Annotated in this window: 10 protein-coding genes; all 10 read left to right on the top strand. The window is 34.1% G+C overall.

Features of this window, described 5'->3' with window-relative positions:
• The first annotated feature begins 220 nt into the window (after positions 1 to 220).
• The 10 genes from Q9Q97_RS10985 to Q9Q97_RS10940 all read left to right on the top strand — a co-directional run bounded on the left by Q9Q97_RS10985 (position 221) and on the right by Q9Q97_RS10940 (position 18,160).
• Positions 221 to 3,244 carry a tetratricopeptide repeat protein gene (locus Q9Q97_RS10985; RefSeq protein WP_306156916.1) on the top strand — a complete coding sequence of 1,008 codons (3,024 nt, stop codon included), beginning with the start codon at positions 221 to 223 and terminating at the stop codon, positions 3,242 to 3,244.
• A 105-nt stretch (positions 3,245 to 3,349) separates the two neighbouring features.
• On the top strand, positions 3,350 to 4,213 hold the full coding sequence (locus Q9Q97_RS10980) for a PhzF family phenazine biosynthesis protein (protein ID WP_306156913.1): 864 nt from the start codon (positions 3,350 to 3,352) through the stop codon (positions 4,211 to 4,213).
• Positions 4,214 to 4,400: 187 nt separating this feature from the next.
• Positions 4,401 to 6,152 carry a TonB-dependent receptor gene (locus Q9Q97_RS10975; protein ID WP_306156912.1) on the top strand — a complete coding sequence of 584 codons (1,752 nt, stop codon included), beginning with the start codon at positions 4,401 to 4,403 and terminating at the stop codon, positions 6,150 to 6,152.
• A 218-nt stretch (positions 6,153 to 6,370) separates the two neighbouring features.
• Positions 6,371 to 6,820, top strand: coding sequence for a hypothetical protein (locus Q9Q97_RS10970; RefSeq protein ID WP_306156910.1), 450 nt, complete (start codon positions 6,371 to 6,373; stop codon positions 6,818 to 6,820).
• Positions 6,821 to 7,291: 471 nt separating this feature from the next.
• A complete protein-coding gene (gene asnB, locus Q9Q97_RS10965) occupies positions 7,292 to 8,968 on the top strand; it encodes an asparagine synthase B (protein ID WP_306156908.1) in 1,677 nt (558 codons plus the stop codon).
• Positions 8,969 to 9,286: 318 nt separating this feature from the next.
• Positions 9,287 to 10,903 carry an asparagine synthase B gene (gene asnB, locus Q9Q97_RS10960; RefSeq protein ID WP_306156907.1) on the top strand — a complete coding sequence of 539 codons (1,617 nt, stop codon included), beginning with the start codon at positions 9,287 to 9,289 and terminating at the stop codon, positions 10,901 to 10,903.
• Positions 10,904 to 11,256: 353 nt separating this feature from the next.
• On the top strand, positions 11,257 to 13,197 hold the full coding sequence (gyrB, locus tag Q9Q97_RS10955; RefSeq protein ID WP_306156905.1) for a DNA topoisomerase (ATP-hydrolyzing) subunit B: 1,941 nt from the start codon (positions 11,257 to 11,259) through the stop codon (positions 13,195 to 13,197).
• A 115-nt stretch (positions 13,198 to 13,312) separates the two neighbouring features.
• On the top strand, positions 13,313 to 14,248 hold the full coding sequence (gene mdh, locus Q9Q97_RS10950) for a malate dehydrogenase (RefSeq protein WP_306156903.1): 936 nt from the start codon (positions 13,313 to 13,315) through the stop codon (positions 14,246 to 14,248).
• Positions 14,249 to 14,473: 225 nt separating this feature from the next.
• Positions 14,474 to 17,464: a protein translocase subunit SecDF gene (secDF, locus tag Q9Q97_RS10945; protein ID WP_306156901.1), complete on the top strand. Its 2,991-nt coding sequence runs from the start codon at positions 14,474 to 14,476 to the stop codon at positions 17,462 to 17,464.
• Between the two features lie 84 nt (positions 17,465 to 17,548).
• On the top strand, positions 17,549 to 18,160 hold the full coding sequence (locus Q9Q97_RS10940; protein WP_306156899.1) for an acyloxyacyl hydrolase: 612 nt from the start codon (positions 17,549 to 17,551) through the stop codon (positions 18,158 to 18,160).
• Positions 18,161 to 18,450: the final 290 nt, after the last annotated feature.

The following is an 18,450-nucleotide window of genomic DNA, read 5'->3' as shown; positions in this document are numbered from 1 at the left end:
TTCATTCAGTAAAACTGGGCTAAAATTTTACGACTTATTTATATTTACTTATATAACTTATATGGTTTTAAATTATTTTATACGCTTTGAGAACCAATATTTTGAGATTGATTTGTTAAAAAAAATGAAGAAGTTTAATTTTTTAAAGATAATAAAAGCTTGAAACGTTTCGTTATAAACCGTATAAAAATGATACATTTGAATACTAAATATTATTAAAATGCGTAAACTTTCCAGGTTCTTTTTATTCCAAATTTTCCTTGCTTCGACTATAGCTTCCGCACAAAAATCAGCTATTTACACTTACGAATTAAAGGATTTTGACAAAGCACTGGCTTTATATAACGACAAACAATATGCCTCGGCTCAACTTATTTTTGAGCACGTAAAAAACAATGAAAATACCGCAATTACCGAGGAAGTGAAATCGGATTGTGCTTTTTATATTGCTAATTGCGCTATAAGAACGAATAAGGCAAATGCTGATGCTTTGGTAGAACAGTTTGTTAATGATTATCCAACAAGTACGAAGCAAAATCAGGCTTATATAGAAGCAGCGCAATTTTTCTTCGAACAGGGAAATTATCCAAAAGCGTTAATGTGGTTTGATAAAGTTGATGAAAGCTACATGAGCAAAGCTGAGTCTGATAAGTTTAACTTTATGAAAGGCTACAGCTATTTTAATGCTAAAAAGAAAAAAGAAGCGACGAACTATTTTAATAAAGTAGTAAATTCTAAAGAATACGGTTCTCAAGCCAAATATTACTTAGGTTTTATGGCTTATGAAGGAGATGATTATAAAGAAGCTACAAAATATTTTGATGAGGTTTCGGGAGAAGAAAAATACAAAGAAAAACTGTCGTACTATCAAGCTGATATGAATTTCAAACTTGGAAATTTCCAAAAAGCAATTGATTTAGGTCAGCAGGCGATGGGCAAATCAAATGAAATTGAAAAATCGGAACTAAATAAAATTATAGGAGAAAGTTATTTCAACCTAAAACAATACGGAAAAGCAATTCCATATTTAGAGCAATATGCAGGTAAAAAAGGGAAGTGGAATAATACCGATTTTTATCAGTTAGGTTATGCGTATTACGAGCAGAAAAACTACGAAAAAGCAATTTCTCAATTTAACAAAATTATTGAAGGAAAAGATTTTGTGGCTCAAAATGCGTACTATCATTTAGGTTTGAGTTATCTGAATATTGGTAAAAAGCAAGAAGCTTTAAATGCTTTTAAAAATGCTTCAGAAATGGATTTTAATGCACAGATTCAAGAAGATGCTGCGTTAAACTATGCAAAATTGAGTTATGATATTGGAAACGCGTACCAAGCTGTTCCTGGAATTTTATTAGATTTCCTTAAAAAATATCCGAATAATGCAAGCCGTGCTGAGGTAGAGAAATTATTGGTCGATTCTTATATTTCTTCTAAAAACTACAAAGAAGCACTGGCTTTATTAGAAAAAAATAGAACTGCAGAAAATAAAGCAGCGTATCAAAAAGTACTTTTTTATCGTGGATTAGAATTGTACAATGAGAATAATTATCAGGAAGCGGGTAAACTGTTTAAAAGCGCGATAAGCGAACAAAAAACTCCTGAATTTACAGCACGTGCCACTTTCTGGAAAGCAGAAACAGAATATTTGAACGATGATATGCAAAACGCATTATTAACGTACAAGCAATTTGCCGGAATGGCTGCTGCAAAATCGACTGACGAATATAAAAATATCAACTACAATATTGGTTACACGTACTTCAAACTGAAAGAATACGATCAGGCTGCAAATTCTTTTCAAGCTCAGATTGATCAATCGCCTTCAGATAAAGTTCGTTTAAACGATTCGTATTTGCGTTTAGGAGATTGCCGTTTTGTGACTTCTAAATACAGTGCTGCAAATGAAGCTTACGCGAAAGCAATCTCGGCGAAAGGTGTAGATGCAGATTATGCTCAGTTTCAAAAAGCGCTTTCTTATGGATTTATGTCAAATAATGCGAAGAAAGTAGACGAGTTGAATAATTTCCTTCAGATGTACAAAAAATCATCGTACAGAGATGATGCTTTGTTCGAATTAGGAAATACGTATGTGGCAGAAAAGAAAAACGATCAAGCAATTAAAACGTACGATCAGTTGATTTCTGAATTCGGTAACGGAACATTTACTTCAAAAGCAATCTTAAAACAAGGTTTAATCTACTATAATTCTGATCGTGATGCACAAGCTTTAACGAAGTTTAAAAAAGTGGCGGCAGAATTCCCAAAAACTCCAGAAGCTTTAGAAGCAGTTTCGACAGCAAGATTAATCTATGTTGATTCTGGAAAGGTAGACGAATATGCAACTTGGGTTCGTACATTGGATTTTGTTTCGGTTACAGATGCAGAATTGGATAATGATACTTACGATGCAGCTTTCAAACAATACAGCCAGAATAACAGCAAAGCAGCAAGTACTGGTTTTGCGGGTTACGTAAGCAAATTCCCGAACGGATTACATGCGTTAGAAGCTAATTTTTATTTAGGACAATTAACGTATGCCGAAGGTTCTGAAACAAAATCTATTGCCAATTATCAATATGTAATTGATCAGCCAAGAAACGAATTTACAGAGCAGGCTTTAAACAGACTGGCTCAGATTTATCTAAAAGCAAAAGATTGCGATAAAGCAATTCCGGTTTTGGTAAGTCTAGAAAAAGAGGCAGATTATCCTCAGAATAAAACTTTTGCGCAAGCCAATTTAATGAAATGTTATTACGATAAAAAAGATTATGACAATTCGGTTGTTGCAGCAGATAAAGTATTAGAAAATCCAAAATCGGATGCAGGCGTAAAAGCCGATGCGCAAATTATCGTGGCACGTGCCGCAATGCAAACTGGAAATGAAGACAAAGCAAAAGCGGCTTATGCAAAACTGGCTACAACTTCTAAAGGAGAATTGGCTGCTGAAGCTTTGTATTATGATGCTTATTTTAAAACAAAAGAAGGAAAATTTGAAGCTTCGAATACTGCGGTTCAGAAACTGGCAAAAAGTTATTCGGCTTACAAATATTATGGTGCAAAAGGTTTGGTCTTAATGGCGAAAAACTTCTACGGATTGAAAGACAGTTATCAGGCGACTTATATTCTAGATAACGTAATCAACAATTTTACCGATTATCCAGATGTGGTGGAAGAAGCGAAAAGAGAATTAAGCGCTATTAAATCAGAAGAGTCAAAAACGAATTCTTCAATTAACAAATAGTCTCTATAGTCCTTAGTTTTTTAGTCCCTAGTCCTTAATAATAGGAAAAACGCTAAAGAATAACAACTAAGGACTAGGGACTAAAAACAAAATACAAGAAAAACAATGAGTTTACCTTTTTACATAGTTGATGTTTTTACAGATAAAAAATATGCTGGAAATCAGCTGGCGGTTTTTTTAGATGCTGGAAATTTAAGTTCGAAAGAAATGCAGCAGATAGCGCTTGAGATGAATTTTTCAGAAAGCACATTTATTACGAAACTGGACAAAGAAAAGAATAAAGCGGAGATCAGAATTTTTACTCCGTCTCAAGAAATGCAGTTTGCAGGGCATCCAATTATTGGGACTTCGTGGGTTTTGATGAACAAAGTTTTTGAAAATTCGCCTGAAAATATAACAGTTGAAGTTCCGATTGGGCCAATTCAAATTAAGCAATCAGAAGACTTGATTTGGTTAAAAGCAGCACAACCAAAGTTTTGGGATGTTTTCGGAAAAGAAGATTTTCCGTCTTTCAGCAATTTGACAATTGATGATTTTGACAATCAATATCTAATTCAGGAAGTGACAACAGGAAGTGCTTTTGTAATCGTGCCCTTAAATAGTAAAAGAGCTTTAGAAAATCTGGCTTTAGATAAAGACAAAACAGATAAATGGCTGAAACAGCATTGCAAAACCGATCACCAAGGATTGTATTTCTATAGTTTTGAAGATGGTAAACTGGCAAGCAGACTTTTATATATTGAACACAATCAGCTGAAAGAGGACGCGGCGACAGGAAGCGCAAGTACTTGTCTGCAAGCTTATCTTTTAAAATACCATTCGCCAGAAATTGAAAAAATCAATTATCAGGGAGATTATATGGGGCGCCCTTCTCAGATTCATTTGAAAGGAAAATTAGCCAACGATCAATACGATATTACAATAGGAGGAAAAACTCAGTTTGTGGCCAAAGGGGAGTGGGAAGCTTAATTAATTTTAGATTTAAGACTGTAGATTTTAGATTTAAGAATATAGAGAATAGAACACAGATTTTAGAATATAGAAAATAGAACAAAAAATGTAGAGCAAATGAAATGAGAAAATGTAGAAAAATGAGAATTCTATTCTCTTTATTCTATTTTCTTTTCTCTAAATAATGCTCTCAAAAGAAAGAAATATGAAATTAAACTGCCGACATAAAATTATCATTTTGTTAGTGTTATTTGCTGCTCAGTTTTCGATCGCACAGAAGAAAAACGAAAGTATCGGAACCGAGACAGTAAATGTTGTAAAACCGTATTCGCCAACTATTTCAGATGCTTTTAAAGTGAAAGAAACACCTTCGCTTGACGACAGCGGAAATCAGCCGAAAGAAGTCATAAAGTACAGTATTTTGTCTGTTCCCGTGGCATCAACTTTTACTCCTTCTAAAGGAAAAGCAGAAGGCGTAGAAAAAGCAAAGAAAGAAAGATTGTTCAATAATTATGCTACTTTAGGTTTGGGTAATTATAGCACTTTAAATGCTGAATTGTTTGTAAATCAGGATTTAGGAAACAATGATTATGTGGCAGGAATGTTCCGCCATCATTCGTCTCAAGGCGGAATTAAAGATGTGGAATTGAATGATGAATTCTACGATACGGCAATTAATGTAGGTTACGGACAGAATAATAGAGATGTAACTTGGGGAGTAGATTTAGGGTATCAAAATCAGATTTATAATTGGTATGGACTTCCTTCAGATTTTGGATCGACAATTCCAGATCAGCGTTATGATTTGGTAAACAGCATTAATCCGGATCATTCTTATAATACGATTTGGCTGGGCGGAAATGCAGAATTTGCAGAAAGTATTTTCAGTAAACTGTCTACAAAATTCACTCATTTTTCAGACAGTTATTCTTCATCAGAAAATCGTTTTTATGTAAAACCGACTTTTACTGTTGACGTAATGGATCAGGCGATTAAAACAAACGTTATTGTAGATCACGTAAGCGGTTCTTTCAAGAATAATTATTTCCAAGACAATACAGAAGCTTTAAAATATAGTTTTACAAATGTTGGAATCGAACCAAGTTTTGTAATCAATGAAAATGAATGGACTCTTGAATTAGGTGCGGGAGTTTATTACAGCGCAGATTCTGAAAACAGCGGAAACAAATTTTATTTCTATCCAAAAGTAAACGCTTCTTACAGACTGGTTGGCGATTTGATGATTTTCTACACAGGGGTAAATGGAGCTTTGAACCAGAATTCTTATGCAGATTTTGTAACCGATAATCCGTTTTTGTCTCCAACTTTAAATATGCGTCCGTCTAGCACGCAGTATAATGTTTTTGCTGGACTAAAAGGAAAATTGGCTAATAATGTTAATTATAACTTGACCGCTTCTTATTTAAACGAAAAAGATAAAGCATTGTTTAAAGCCAATGATTATACTGAAGTTGTTACAAACGAAGATTACGCTTTCGGAAACTCGTTTGGCGTAGTGTATGAAGATATTAGAACTTTCCGTTTCTACGGAGAATTAAAAGCCGATTTTTCTCAGAATGTAACTTTCGGAATCAACGGAACTTTTAATAGTTATAGTACAGATAATAATGTCGAAGCATGGAATTTGCCATCAATGAAATTAAGTTCAACTTTAGACGTTAGTATTACTAAGCAATGGTACGCAGGATTGAATGTGTTTTATGTGGGCGAAAGAAAAGATATGCAATCGAATTTAAATTTGACAGTTGATCCAGTCATTACAACGCTGAAAAGCTATTTTGATGCCAATGCTCATGTAGGTTATAAATTCAGCGAACGTTTAACGTTTTTCTTGAAAGCAAATAATATTGGAAATCAAGCTTATCAAAAATGGTTAAATTATCCGGTGCAAGGATTCCAGATTCTTGGAGGAGCTAATTATAAATTTGATTTTTAATATCGTTTAGCCACAAAGACACTAAGACACAAAGAGTATATTAATATAGAAGTGCCTTTTTTTTAAGCCACGGATTCATGGATTTTTTGGAGTAAATTCGTGAATTTGTGGCTTTTTAAATTTTTGTAATTGTAGAAATAGAAATTCCTTAAGCAGTAAGATATTTAAATGCTTTTTAACGATCTTTGTGTCTTAGCACTTTCGTGGCAAAATTAACTATGGACTTCAAAGAAAAAATATACTCTCATTACACTCAAATGGTTCAAGATAGAATCGATGTTTTTAAAGACATGATTTCGAACTTAACCGAAGATTCTAAAAACGATGCCAAAGGTTCTGCCGGCGATAAGCACGAAACGGCTTTGTCGATGATGCATATCGAACAGGAAAAGCTTACGAATAAATTGAAGGAAGCGATTGCTCAAATAGCGATTTTAGAAAAAATTGATCCTTCAAAAACTACAGAAAACATCAGTTTAGGAAGTTTGGTAAAAGCCAACGGCATTTATTTATATGTAAGTGTTGCACTTCCAAAAATCGCTATTGACGGAATTAATGTTATTGCGCTGTCTCCACAATCTCCGCTTGGAGCACATTTGATGGGGAATAAAGCTGGTTTTCAATTTGAAATTAATAAGACGCATTATACTATAGAAAGTGTAGAGTAAGTTTCACTTCGTCATCACCTTTGTCAAAGTTTCAAACTTTGACAAAGGTTACGTAATTTAAATCCGACCATTCCTTCAATTAAGAAACTTTGCGTCTTAGCGACTTTGCGAGATTATTACTTTAGATCTTCACTCGGAATTAGGAAATGACAAACACTATGTTCTTGCATAAACCATAATTCCAAAACAACTTTTCTTCTTCTCTTTACGAATCTTTCATTCATAAAGAAATAACTCAAAAATTAATTTAAAAATTTGATTAAAACTTTCAGTTTTAAAGCAATTTTCTGTTCAAAATTGAAATTTTCAAGTTTCAAGCTTTTTTTGATATCAAAATTTTACATTTTATATGTAAATGCTTAATTGTGGTTTTAAATTGAAATTAAAATCGATTATTGTGTTTTTCAATTGTAACTAATACTCCATCTTTGCCCTATCAAATTAAAATTTAAAAAATAAAAATATAGAATTATGTGTGGAATTGTATGTGCCTTTGATCTTAAACAAAAAGCCGAAGCGTTAAGACCTCAAGTATTAGAAATGTCAAAAATCATTCGTCACCGCGGACCAGACTGGAGCGGAATTTACAGCAATGATAAAGCAATTCTTTCTCACGAGCGTTTGGCAATTGTAGATCCAGCGTCTGGAAAACAACCTTTATTTACAGAAGATAAAAAATTGGTTTTGGCTGCAAATGGGGAAATCTACAACCACAGAGAGCTGCGTAAACAATTTGCGGGTAAATATAACTTTCAAACTGAAAGTGACTGTGAAGTTATTTTGGCTTTATACAAAGAAAAAGGAGTAAGTTTCGTTGACGAATTAAACGGAATCTTCGGTTTCGCAATCTACGATGTTGATAAAGATGAATATTTTGTAGCTCGTGACCATATGGGAATTATTCCATTATATATTGGATGGGATCAGCACGGAACTTTTTATGTGGCTTCTGAGTTAAAAGCTTTAGAAGGATATTGTACAAAAATCGAATTGTTTCCTCCGGGACACTATTTATCAAGTAAAGATGGAGAATTTGTACAGTGGTACAAAAGAGACTGGACAGAATATGATGCAGTTAAAGATAATGAAACAAGTATTCCTGCAATTAAAGAAGCGCTAGAAGCAGCAGTTCACAGACAATTAATGAGTGATGTTCCTTACGGGGTTTTACTTTCTGGAGGTTTAGATTCTTCTATTACTTCAGCTGTAGCTAAAAAATTCGCTCAAAAAAGAATTGAGTCAGATGATACTACAGATGCTTGGTATCCGCAATTGCACTCTTTTTCAGTTGGTTTAGAAGGTTCGCCAGATTTAGCAGCAGCGAGAAAAGTAGCAGATCATATTGGAACTATTCACCACGAAATTAAATTTACAATCCAAGAAGGTTTAGATGCAGTTCGTGATGTAATTTACAACTTAGAAACGTATGATGTAACTACAGTTAGAGCTTCGACTCCAATGTGGTTAATGGCGAGAGTGATTAAATCTATGGGAATCAAAATGGTTCTTTCGGGAGAAGGGGCAGATGAGCTTTTCGGAGGATATTTATATTTTCACAAAGCGCCAAACGCAAGAGAATTCCACGAAGAAAACGTTCGTAAATTAGGAAAACTTCATATGTACGACTGTTTACGTGCTAACAAAAGTTTAGCAGCTTGGGGAATCGAAGGGCGTGTGCCTTTCTTAGACAAAGAATTTATGGATGTTGCCATGCGCATCAATCCACAAGATAAAATGATCAACAAAGAGCACCCGATGGAAAAATGGGTTGTTCGTAAAGCTTTTGAAGATATGCTTCCAGAAAGTGTAGCTTGGAGACAAAAAGAGCAGTTTTCTGATGGAGTAGGATACAGCTGGATTGATACTTTGAAAGAAGTAGTGGCAAGAGAAGTTTCGGACGAGCAATTGGCAAACGCGAGATTTAAATTCCCATTGCAGACACCAACTTCAAAAGAAGAGTATTATTACCGTTCTATTTTTACAGAACATTTTCCAAGCGATGCAGCAGCATTATGTGTACCTCAAGAAGCAAGTGTGGCTTGTAGTACAAAAATTGCTTTGGAGTGGGATGAAGCTTTCAAAAACCTAAACGATCCATCAGGAAGAGCAGTTGCCAATGTTCACGATGATGCTTATGTTAAGGCATAAAAAAGAGTTTAATTTTTAGAATTAGTATATATTTTTTAGGAAAAACGTTCTCTAGCCGAGAGCGTTTTTCTTGTCTAAAGATGTTAAATAATAGGATTTGAAAAAGTTTGCACACTTTCAAATACAGTTGTTTGACTTTCTTTTAATATATTTGAAATCTGCTGAATTGATACTGAATTCTAAATATTTTAATCAATTTAATAGCTGAAAGCAAAAATTAATACATAGTTTTGCTTTCGCTGAAAAATTTTAATGATTTTTTAATGTTCAATTTATATTTTGAACACTAGAGGAAATAGAATAATAAAATAAAAGATTATGTCTGGATTATTAGCTGTAATTGGTAAAGGAAAAGACCCCAAACTTGTAAAAGAACTTTCTGAAAGAATGTCGCACCGCGGCCCTGATGAAAGCGATATTCACATTATGGAAAATGGCAGTATATTATGCCATGAAAGTTTGTCGATTATTGATCTTACTTCTGGGAAACAGCCAATTCAAGGTACTGATAAAGCTTGGATGATTCATGATGGTGAAATTTATAACTATCAGGAACTTAAAAATACGGTTTTAAAAAATCATACTTTCAGAACCGAATCAGATTCAGAAGTAATTGTGCATCTTTATGAAGAATTCGGTTATGATTTCTGTAATAAGCTAGACGGAGATTTTGCTTTTGTGGTGGTTGACGGTGATAAATATATTGCAGGTCGCGATCCGATTGGAGTGAAACCTTTATATTATGGTTTAGACGAAAGAGGAAGAATTTATTTTTCTTCAGAAATGAAATCTATTGCCGACCAGTGCAAATCGTTTTCTACTTTTCCTCCAGGACATTATTATACCGCAAAAACCGGTTTTGTAAAATATTATCATCCAGAATACGAAGATCATAAAAAAGCAACTCAACCGCTAGATTTAGAATTGATTCGCGAAAGTCTGATTCAGGCTACTCGCAAACGTCTATTGGCAGAAGTGCCTCTAGGAGTAGTGCTGTCAGGAGGTTTGGATACATCTTTGATTTCGGCAATCACTTCGAGATTGCTAAAAGAAAAGGGAGAAAAACTGCATTCTTTTTCTATCGGATTAGATGCAGATGCTCCGGATAATATTTCGGCTAGAAAGGCGGCAGCATTTTTAGGAACAGAACATCACGAAATTCATTTCTCTGTTGAAGAAGGGGTTAAAGTTTTGGAGAATGTAATTTATCATATCGAGACTTATGATATTATTTCTGTGCGTTCAGGTGTTCCAATGTATTTGCTTTCTAAAGCAATTGCAGATCAAGGCATAAAAGTGATCTTGTCGGGCGAAGGGGCAGATGAAGTTTTTGGAGGGCATTTATATTTTAGAAATGCGCCTTCTGAAGAAGAATTTCAAGATGAAACTATAGAAAGAGTGCAGAAGCTTTTTACAGCCGATTTACTGCGTGCAGATAAAACGACAATGGCAAATGGATTAGAAGTTCGTATTCCGTTTTTGGATACCGAATTTTTAGATGTGGCCATTCGAATTAAAACAGAAGAAAAACAGCCAAAAAATTATGATGGCGTTGAAAAATATATTTTAAGAAAAGCTTTCGATACTCCAGAAGATCCTTATTTGCCTTCAGAAGTTTTATGGCGTCAGAAAGAACAGTTTTCTGATGGAGTAGGATACAATTGGGTTGATGAATTGATTGAATACTGTTCTTCGCAAGTTACAGATGAGCAATTAGCTGGAGCAAGTGCAGAATTTCCGTATAATTCACCAACGACTAAAGAAGCGTATCTGTACAGATCGATTTTTCATAAATTCTATCCGCAGGTCAGCGCAGCACAAACCGTTCGTAAATGGATTCCGAAATGGCAAGAAAACCTTGATCCAAGCGGAAGAGCAAATGCGGCACACTTGAAAGGGAATTTTGAAGGTGTGAAGGCTAATGTTATTGCTTAAAATGAAATTCCAATAAAATAAATTCCAAATTCCAATTTTTTATTGAAATTCCAAAAAATAAAATTCCAAATTCCAATTGTGTTGAAATCCCAATAATAAAATTCCAAATTCCAATTTGGGAAATAGTATAAAATCCGAAACAGTTTCTGTTTCGGATTTTTAGTTTTTTTACAGTATCTTTATTATTTAAGCGTTGGAATTTGGAATTTTTAGCGCAAAGGTTTGAGATTGGAATTTAAATTCAAGTTTCTGTTGATAACTTACACGCTTTAACGTTTAATTTACTGGGTATATAGCCTGCATTTTTATATATTTGCGTGTTAGACATAAATACATTTATTAGAATAAATTATATGAGCGAAGAAATCAAGAAGAACAATTATTCAGCAGATAGTATTCAGGCATTAGAAGGGATGGAGCACGTAAGAATGCGTCCATCGATGTATATTGGTGATGTAGGGGTTCGAGGACTACACCATTTAGTTTACGAGGTTGTTGATAACTCTATTGATGAGGCGATGGGAGGACATTGTGATACTATTAGTGTCTCAATAAACGAGGATGGTTCTGTTACTGTTGAAGATAATGGTCGTGGTATTCCAGTTGACTTGCATAAAAAAGAAGGAGTTTCTGCACTTGAGGTTGTAATGACTAAAATTGGTGCGGGAGGTAAATTCGACAAAGATTCATATAAAGTTTCTGGAGGTCTTCACGGGGTTGGGGTTTCTGTAGTAAACGCCCTTTCTGTTCACATGAAATCTACTGTATTTAGAGAAGGTAAGATTTATGAGCAGGAATACGAAAGAGGAAAATCTTTATATCCAGTAAAACAAATTGGAGAAACTGATAAAAGAGGTACGCGTCAGACTTTCTTTCCAGATGATACAATCTTTACTCAGACAACTGAGTTTTCTTATGATACACTTTCTGCACGTATGCGTGAGCTTTCTTTCCTTAATAAAGGAATTACAATTACGTTTACAGATAAAAGAGAAGTTGATGATAAAGGCGAATTCAGAAGCGAAGTATTTCATTCTGATGAAGGTCTAAAAGAATATATTCGTTATTTAGATGGTAACCGTGAGCCAATTGTTTCTCATGTTATCAGTATGGATAATGATAAAGGCGAAATTCCAGTTGAGGTTGCCTTAATTTACAATACAAGTTATACAGAGAATATTTTCTCTTACGTAAATAATATCAATACGCACGAAGGAGGTACGCACTTGCAAGGTTTTAGAAGTGGTTTGACAAGAACGCTTAAAAAATATGCAGATGCTTCTGGTTTATTAGATAAATTAAAATTCGAAATTGCTGGAGATGACTTTCGTGAAGGATTAACAGCGATTATTTCGGTAAAAGTTTCAGAACCTCAATTCGAAGGACAAACAAAAACCAAGCTTGGAAACAGAGAGGTTGTTTCTCCAGTTTCTCAGGCGGTTGGAGAAATGTTAGAGAATTATTTGGAAGAAAATCCAAATGATGCAAAATTGATTATCCAAAAAGTAATCTTAGCAGCTCAGGCACGTCACGCAGCGAAAAAAGCGCGTGAAATGGTACAGCGTAAAACTGTTATGGGCGGCGGCGGATTGCCAGGAAAATTATCTGATTGTTCTGAGCAGGATCCAGCAAGATGTGAGGTTTACCTTGTCGAGGGAGATTCGGCTGGTGGAACAGCAAAACAAGGGCGTGATCGTAACTTTCAAGCAATTTTGCCATTACGTGGTAAGATTTTGAATGTTGAAAAAGCAATGCACCATAAAGTATTCGAAAATGAAGAGATTAGAAATATCTTTACTGCTTTAGGAGTTACAGTAGGAACTGCAGAAGACAGTAAAGCGCTTAATCTTGAAAAACTAAGATATCACAAGGTAATCATCATGTGTGATGCCGATGTCGATGGTAGCCACATTTCTACCTTAATATTAACGTTCTTCTTCCGTTTCATGAAAGAACTAATTGAAGAAGGTCACGTATATATAGCAGCACCACCTTTATACTTAGTTAAAAAAGGAAATAAAAAAGAATATGCTTGGAATGATGTTCAGCGTGATCAGGCTAACGAAAGAATGGGTGGAAGTGCCAATATTCAACGTTATAAAGGTCTTGGAGAGATGAACGCAGAGCAATTGTGGGAAACTACAATGGATCCAAACTTTAGAACTTTACGTCAGGTAAATATCGACAGCCTTGCAGAAGCAGATCAAGTTTTTTCTATGCTAATGGGTGATGAAGTACCGCCACGTAGAGAGTTTATCGAGAAAAATGCAGTTTATGCAAATATTGACGCATAAAATGAAAAATTAATAATTTCAATTCGTTTAATTGTTTAAATTTACTAGACAATTAAACGAATTGTCTTTTTAAGGAAGAGACAAAAATAAATTAATAACCGATAAAGTAAAAAATATGAAAGTTACCATTGTAGGAGCGGGAAATGTTGGAGCTACATGTGCAGATGTTATTTCTTATAGAGGAATTGCAAGTGAAGTAGTATTGTTGGATATTAAAGAAGGTTTTGCCGAAGGTAAAGCGTTGGATATTACACAGTGTGCTACAAACACAGGTTTTAATACCAAAGTTTCTGGAGTTACCAACGATTATTCTAAAACTGCCGGAAGTGATGTAGTTGTTATTACATCAGGAATTCCGAGAAAACCGGGAATGACAAGAGAAGAATTAATCGGTATCAATGCAGGAATTGTAAAAACAGTTGCTGAGAATGTGTTGAAATATTCTCCAGATACCATTATTGTTGTAGTTTCCAATCCAATGGATACTATGACTTATTTAGCGTTAAAAGCTACTGGTCTTCCAAAAAATAGAATTATAGGTATGGGTGGTGCTTTGGATAGTTCTCGTTTTAGAACGTATCTTTCATTGGCATTAGATAAACCTGCAAATGATATTTCGGCAATGGTAATAGGAGGTCATGGTGATACGACTATGATTCCGTTAACTCGTCTGGCATCTTACAACGGGATTCCAGTAACAGAATTTCTTTCAGAAGAAGTCTTGCAAAAAGTTGCAGCAGACACCATGGTAGGAGGAGCAACTCTTACTGGTCTTTTAGGAACTTCTGCTTGGTATGCTCCAGGAGCTTCTGTAGCGTATTTAGTAGACAGTATTTTAAACGATCAAAAGAAAATGATTGCTTGTTCTGTTTTTGTTGAAGGTGAATATGGACAGAATGATATTTGCATAGGTGTACCTTGTATAATTGGTAAAAATGGAGTCGAAGAAATTTTAGATATAAATTTAAATGATCAGGAAAAAGCATTATTTGCCAAAAGTGCAGATGCAGTTCGAAGTATGAATGATGCCTTGAAATCCATATTAGTATAATAAAAACCGCAAAAAAGAAAAGAAGCTGCACTTTTGCAGCTTTTTTTTTGAGATTAATTAATAAATAAATTGGTTAATATTTTCGTAAATAATATATTTGCTCGGTTTAAAAAAAAATTGGTAATTCGTGATCTCGTATTTTTGTTTTAAAAAATCATGTCAGGGCTTATTTTATGGGACTTTAAAACAAAAACAAAAATAAAACATAATTAATTTTTAGTAATAATGCAGAATAAAGGACTTATTAAATTTTTCGCAATTCTATTTGCATTGGTAAGTATTTACCAACTATCATTCACTTTTGTGGCAAATAGTGTCAAAAGTGAAGCTAAAGCTTTTGCAGGAGATAATCCTGATAAAGAGCTGAAATACTTAGATTCTATTGGTAAAGAAAAAGTATTAAATCTTGGTTTTACTGATTTCACTTATAACGAAGTGAAAAACAAACAGCTAAACAAAGGTCTTGACTTAGAAGGGGGAATCAACGTGATTCTTCAAATTTCTATTAAGGATGTTTTAAAAGGTTTAGCTAACAATTCTAAAAACCCAGTATTTAATAAATCGTTAGCCGATGCTTCTGCAAATTTAGAAGGAAACAAAACGTATTTAAATAAGTTTTTTGAAGCTTTTGAAGCAAACTCAAAAGGTTCTGTAAAATTAGCATCTCCAGATATCTTCGCAAACAGAAGTCTTCAAGGAGAAGGTGGTGTAGATTTTCAAATGTCTGACGCGCAGGTTCAAAAAGTTATCAAAAGAAAAGTTGATGAGTCTGTAGAAAGTGCTTTTAAAGTATTAAGAGAGCGTATCGATAAATTTGGTGTTACACAGCCAAACATTCAAAAATTAGGGGAAACAGGAAGGATCTTAGTAGAGCTTCCAGGTGCTAAAGATGTTGATAGAATTAAAAAATTATTAGGAGGAAAAGCTCAATTAGAGTTTTGGGAAACTTATAAAGTTGAAGAAATTGGTAATTTCTTAGTATCAGCAAACGAAGCTTTAAAGAAAACTGAAGTTAAAAAGACTGAAACTAAAACAGTTGCTAAAGATTCATTAAATGCATTATTAACTGATGCTAAAGATTCTTCAGAAGTTAAAAAAGGAAACAATCCTTTATTTGATAAAATGATCGTTCAAGGTGGCGGACCAGTTTTAGGTTATTTTGCTCCTAAAGATACTGCTGCTATCAATGATTATTTCAAAAGACCAGAAATTAGAGTTTTATTAGCTGCTGACCAACACTATGCAAAATTTGTATGGAGCAAGCCAACAACTATTAAAGATCCTAAAGCAAAAGACATTAAAAGCGCAGCAGATATCGAAGCTGTTGAATTATACGCTTTAAAAGGTAACAGAGACAATAATCCAGCAATGAGCGGTGGTGTTGTAACTGATGCAAAAGATACTTTTGACCAAATGGGTAAACCTGCAGTTTCTATGCAGATGAACAGCCAAGGTGCTAAAGTTTGGGAAGAACTTACAGGAAGAGCATTCGCTCAAAAAAGCTACATTGCTATTGTATTAGATGATATCGTATATTCTGCTCCAGGTGTTACAAGCGGTCCTATTGCTGGAGGAAGATCTGAGATTACAGGTTCATTTGATGTAGCTGAAACTAAAGATTTAGCTAACGTATTAAATGCAGGTAAATTACCAGCTTCTGCAGATATTATCCAATCAACTGTTGTTGGTCCATCTTTAGGACAAGCAGCTATTGATGCAGGTACAATTTCTTCTGTATTAGGTTTCTTATTAGTTTGCGTTTGGATGGTATTCTATTATGGTAAAGCTGGTTGGTATGCTAACCTTGCATTATTATTAAACTTACTATTCTTATTCGGAATTATGGCAAGTTTTGGTTTTGTATTAACATTACCAGGTATTGCAGGTATCGTATTAACATTGGGTACTGCGGTAGATGCGAACATTATTATCTACGAAAGAGCAAAAGAAGAATTGCGTGAAGGTAAATCACTTTCAGAAGCAGTTCAAGCTTCTTACGGATGGCATGGTGCAATGCGTTCTATTATTGATGCTAACGTTACTCACGTTTTAACTGGAGCGATCTTATTTATTTTCGGTACAGGTCCTATTAAAGGTTTCGCATTAACATTATTAATTGGTATCGTAACTTCATTGTTTACATCAATCTTTATTGCTAGAATCTTTATCGACAGAAACATTGCAGGAAAAGCAGATTTAACGTTCTCTACAAATATTACTAAAAACTGGTTTACAAACTTCCACTTTGACTTTATTAAAGTTAAAAAATTCACTTATATCTTCTCTACTATTGTAACAGTAGTAAGTTTAGTTTCTATCTTCTTCGTTAACGGATTAGATGAAGGTGTTGATTTTGTTGGAGGAAGAACATTCCAAGTTAAATTTGAGAAACCAGTTGATGCAACTGCAGTTTCAGATGAATTATCTGCAGCTTTCGGTACACCAGTTGAAGCTAAAATTTTAGGTGATGATGATCAGTTGAAAATCACAACTAAATATAAAATTAAAGAAGATGGTGTAGCTATCGATGAGGAAGTGAACCAGAAATTATATGCAGCTTTACAGAAATATTTCCCAAATACTTCTTACGATAAATTTACCAACTCTTATAATGGTAAAACAGTAGGTGTGTTGCAAGCTTCTAAAGTTGGTGCTTCTATTTCTGAGGATATCAAAACTAACTCTTACTGGGCGGTTCTTGGTGCGATGGCAGTTATTTTCTTATACTTAATGGTATCTTTCCGTAAATGGCAATATTCATTAGGTGCGATTGCAGCTGTTGCTCACGACGTTATCTTTGTATTAGGAATCTACTCTTTATGCTACAAATTCATGCCATTCCACATGGAAATGGATCAGCACTTTATCGCTGCGATCTTGACTGTAATTGGTTATTCTATGAACGATACGGTAATTGTATTTGACAGGGTAAGAGAGTTTATCATCGGAAACCGTAAAGGTAGCTTCGAAGATATCGTAAACGCTTCTATTAATACTACATTATCAAGAACATTGAATACTTCATTAATGATGATCATCGTATTATTAACGATGTTTATCTTCGGTGGAGAGTCTATCAGAGGATTTATCTTCGCAATGTTAATTGGTATTATCGTTGGTACTTATTCTTCATTATTCATCGCAACTCCAGTATTGGTTGATACGATTTCTAATGATGAGAAACATACAATCGAAGACAAACACAATAAAGCATAATTACTATTTTGATTATATAAAAAGATCCAGCGCAAGCTGGATCTTTTTTTTGTGCTATATTTAAATAGAATTTCAAAACAATTTATGACAAGAAAATTACTTTTAGGCTTACTGTTTCTTTTAGGTGCAAAAATGGCTGGACAGGAACGTAATTCGCATTTTTCTCTAGGGTTTAATTATGGTTTTGGAAGTGAGTTTAATAATAGAAACTATACGTTTACCAATCACTTTTATAAACTTCAGATATATTATAAGTTAAAAGAAACAAAGCATTTTCAATATCAAATATTGGTTCAGCCTGAGATTAACTTTGGGAAGCATCAATTGTTGAATTTCTATTTTGTGAAACCTGAAACACCTAATTATCAGCAAAAAAGAGATGAATATACGCAATTAAAAGACGTTCGAGAATATGTGCTTAATTGTGGTTTTTTAATTCGAAAGCCTATCGATAAAGTTTGTTCGTTTTATATTTTAGGAAGTATTGGACCGATGATTACAGATACAGAAACAGAACGAATGTCTAAAGGTTTTGCTTTTGCAGATGTTTTAGCTCTTGGTTTTACTACAAGATATCATGAGTTTCGATTTGATATCCGCCCGAGTGTAAGGCATGTTTCGAATGCTGGCTTAGGAAGCAGTAATGCAGGCTATAATACAAAGAATATTGAATTTGGTATTTCTTATCAGCTATAAAAAGAAAATACCTAATAAGTGAGATATTGATCATTTTTTTATTTAAAGCATATTTACAACATCAGAATCCGGAGGATTCAAATGTTTATAGAAATTGTTTTCTGCGGTTAACATTCGACCCCGATGGGGTCGTAAAATAATTCAGGATTAATTTGCTATAGACATTTGAACCTTTCAGGTTCATTTGAGGTGTTTGTATATTTTTTAAAATCCTGAGTTCTATTTTTAACATCAGAATCCGAAGGATTCAAATGTTTATAGATATCGTTTGTTAAGGTAGCATGCGACCC

The sequence above is a fragment of the Flavobacterium sp. DG2-3 genome (genome assembly GCF_030730925.1).
Lineage (GTDB): Bacteria > Bacteroidota > Bacteroidia > Flavobacteriales > Flavobacteriaceae > Flavobacterium.
Note: the sequence above shows the minus strand (reverse complement) of the source record. Positions and strands in the feature narration are given on the sequence as shown.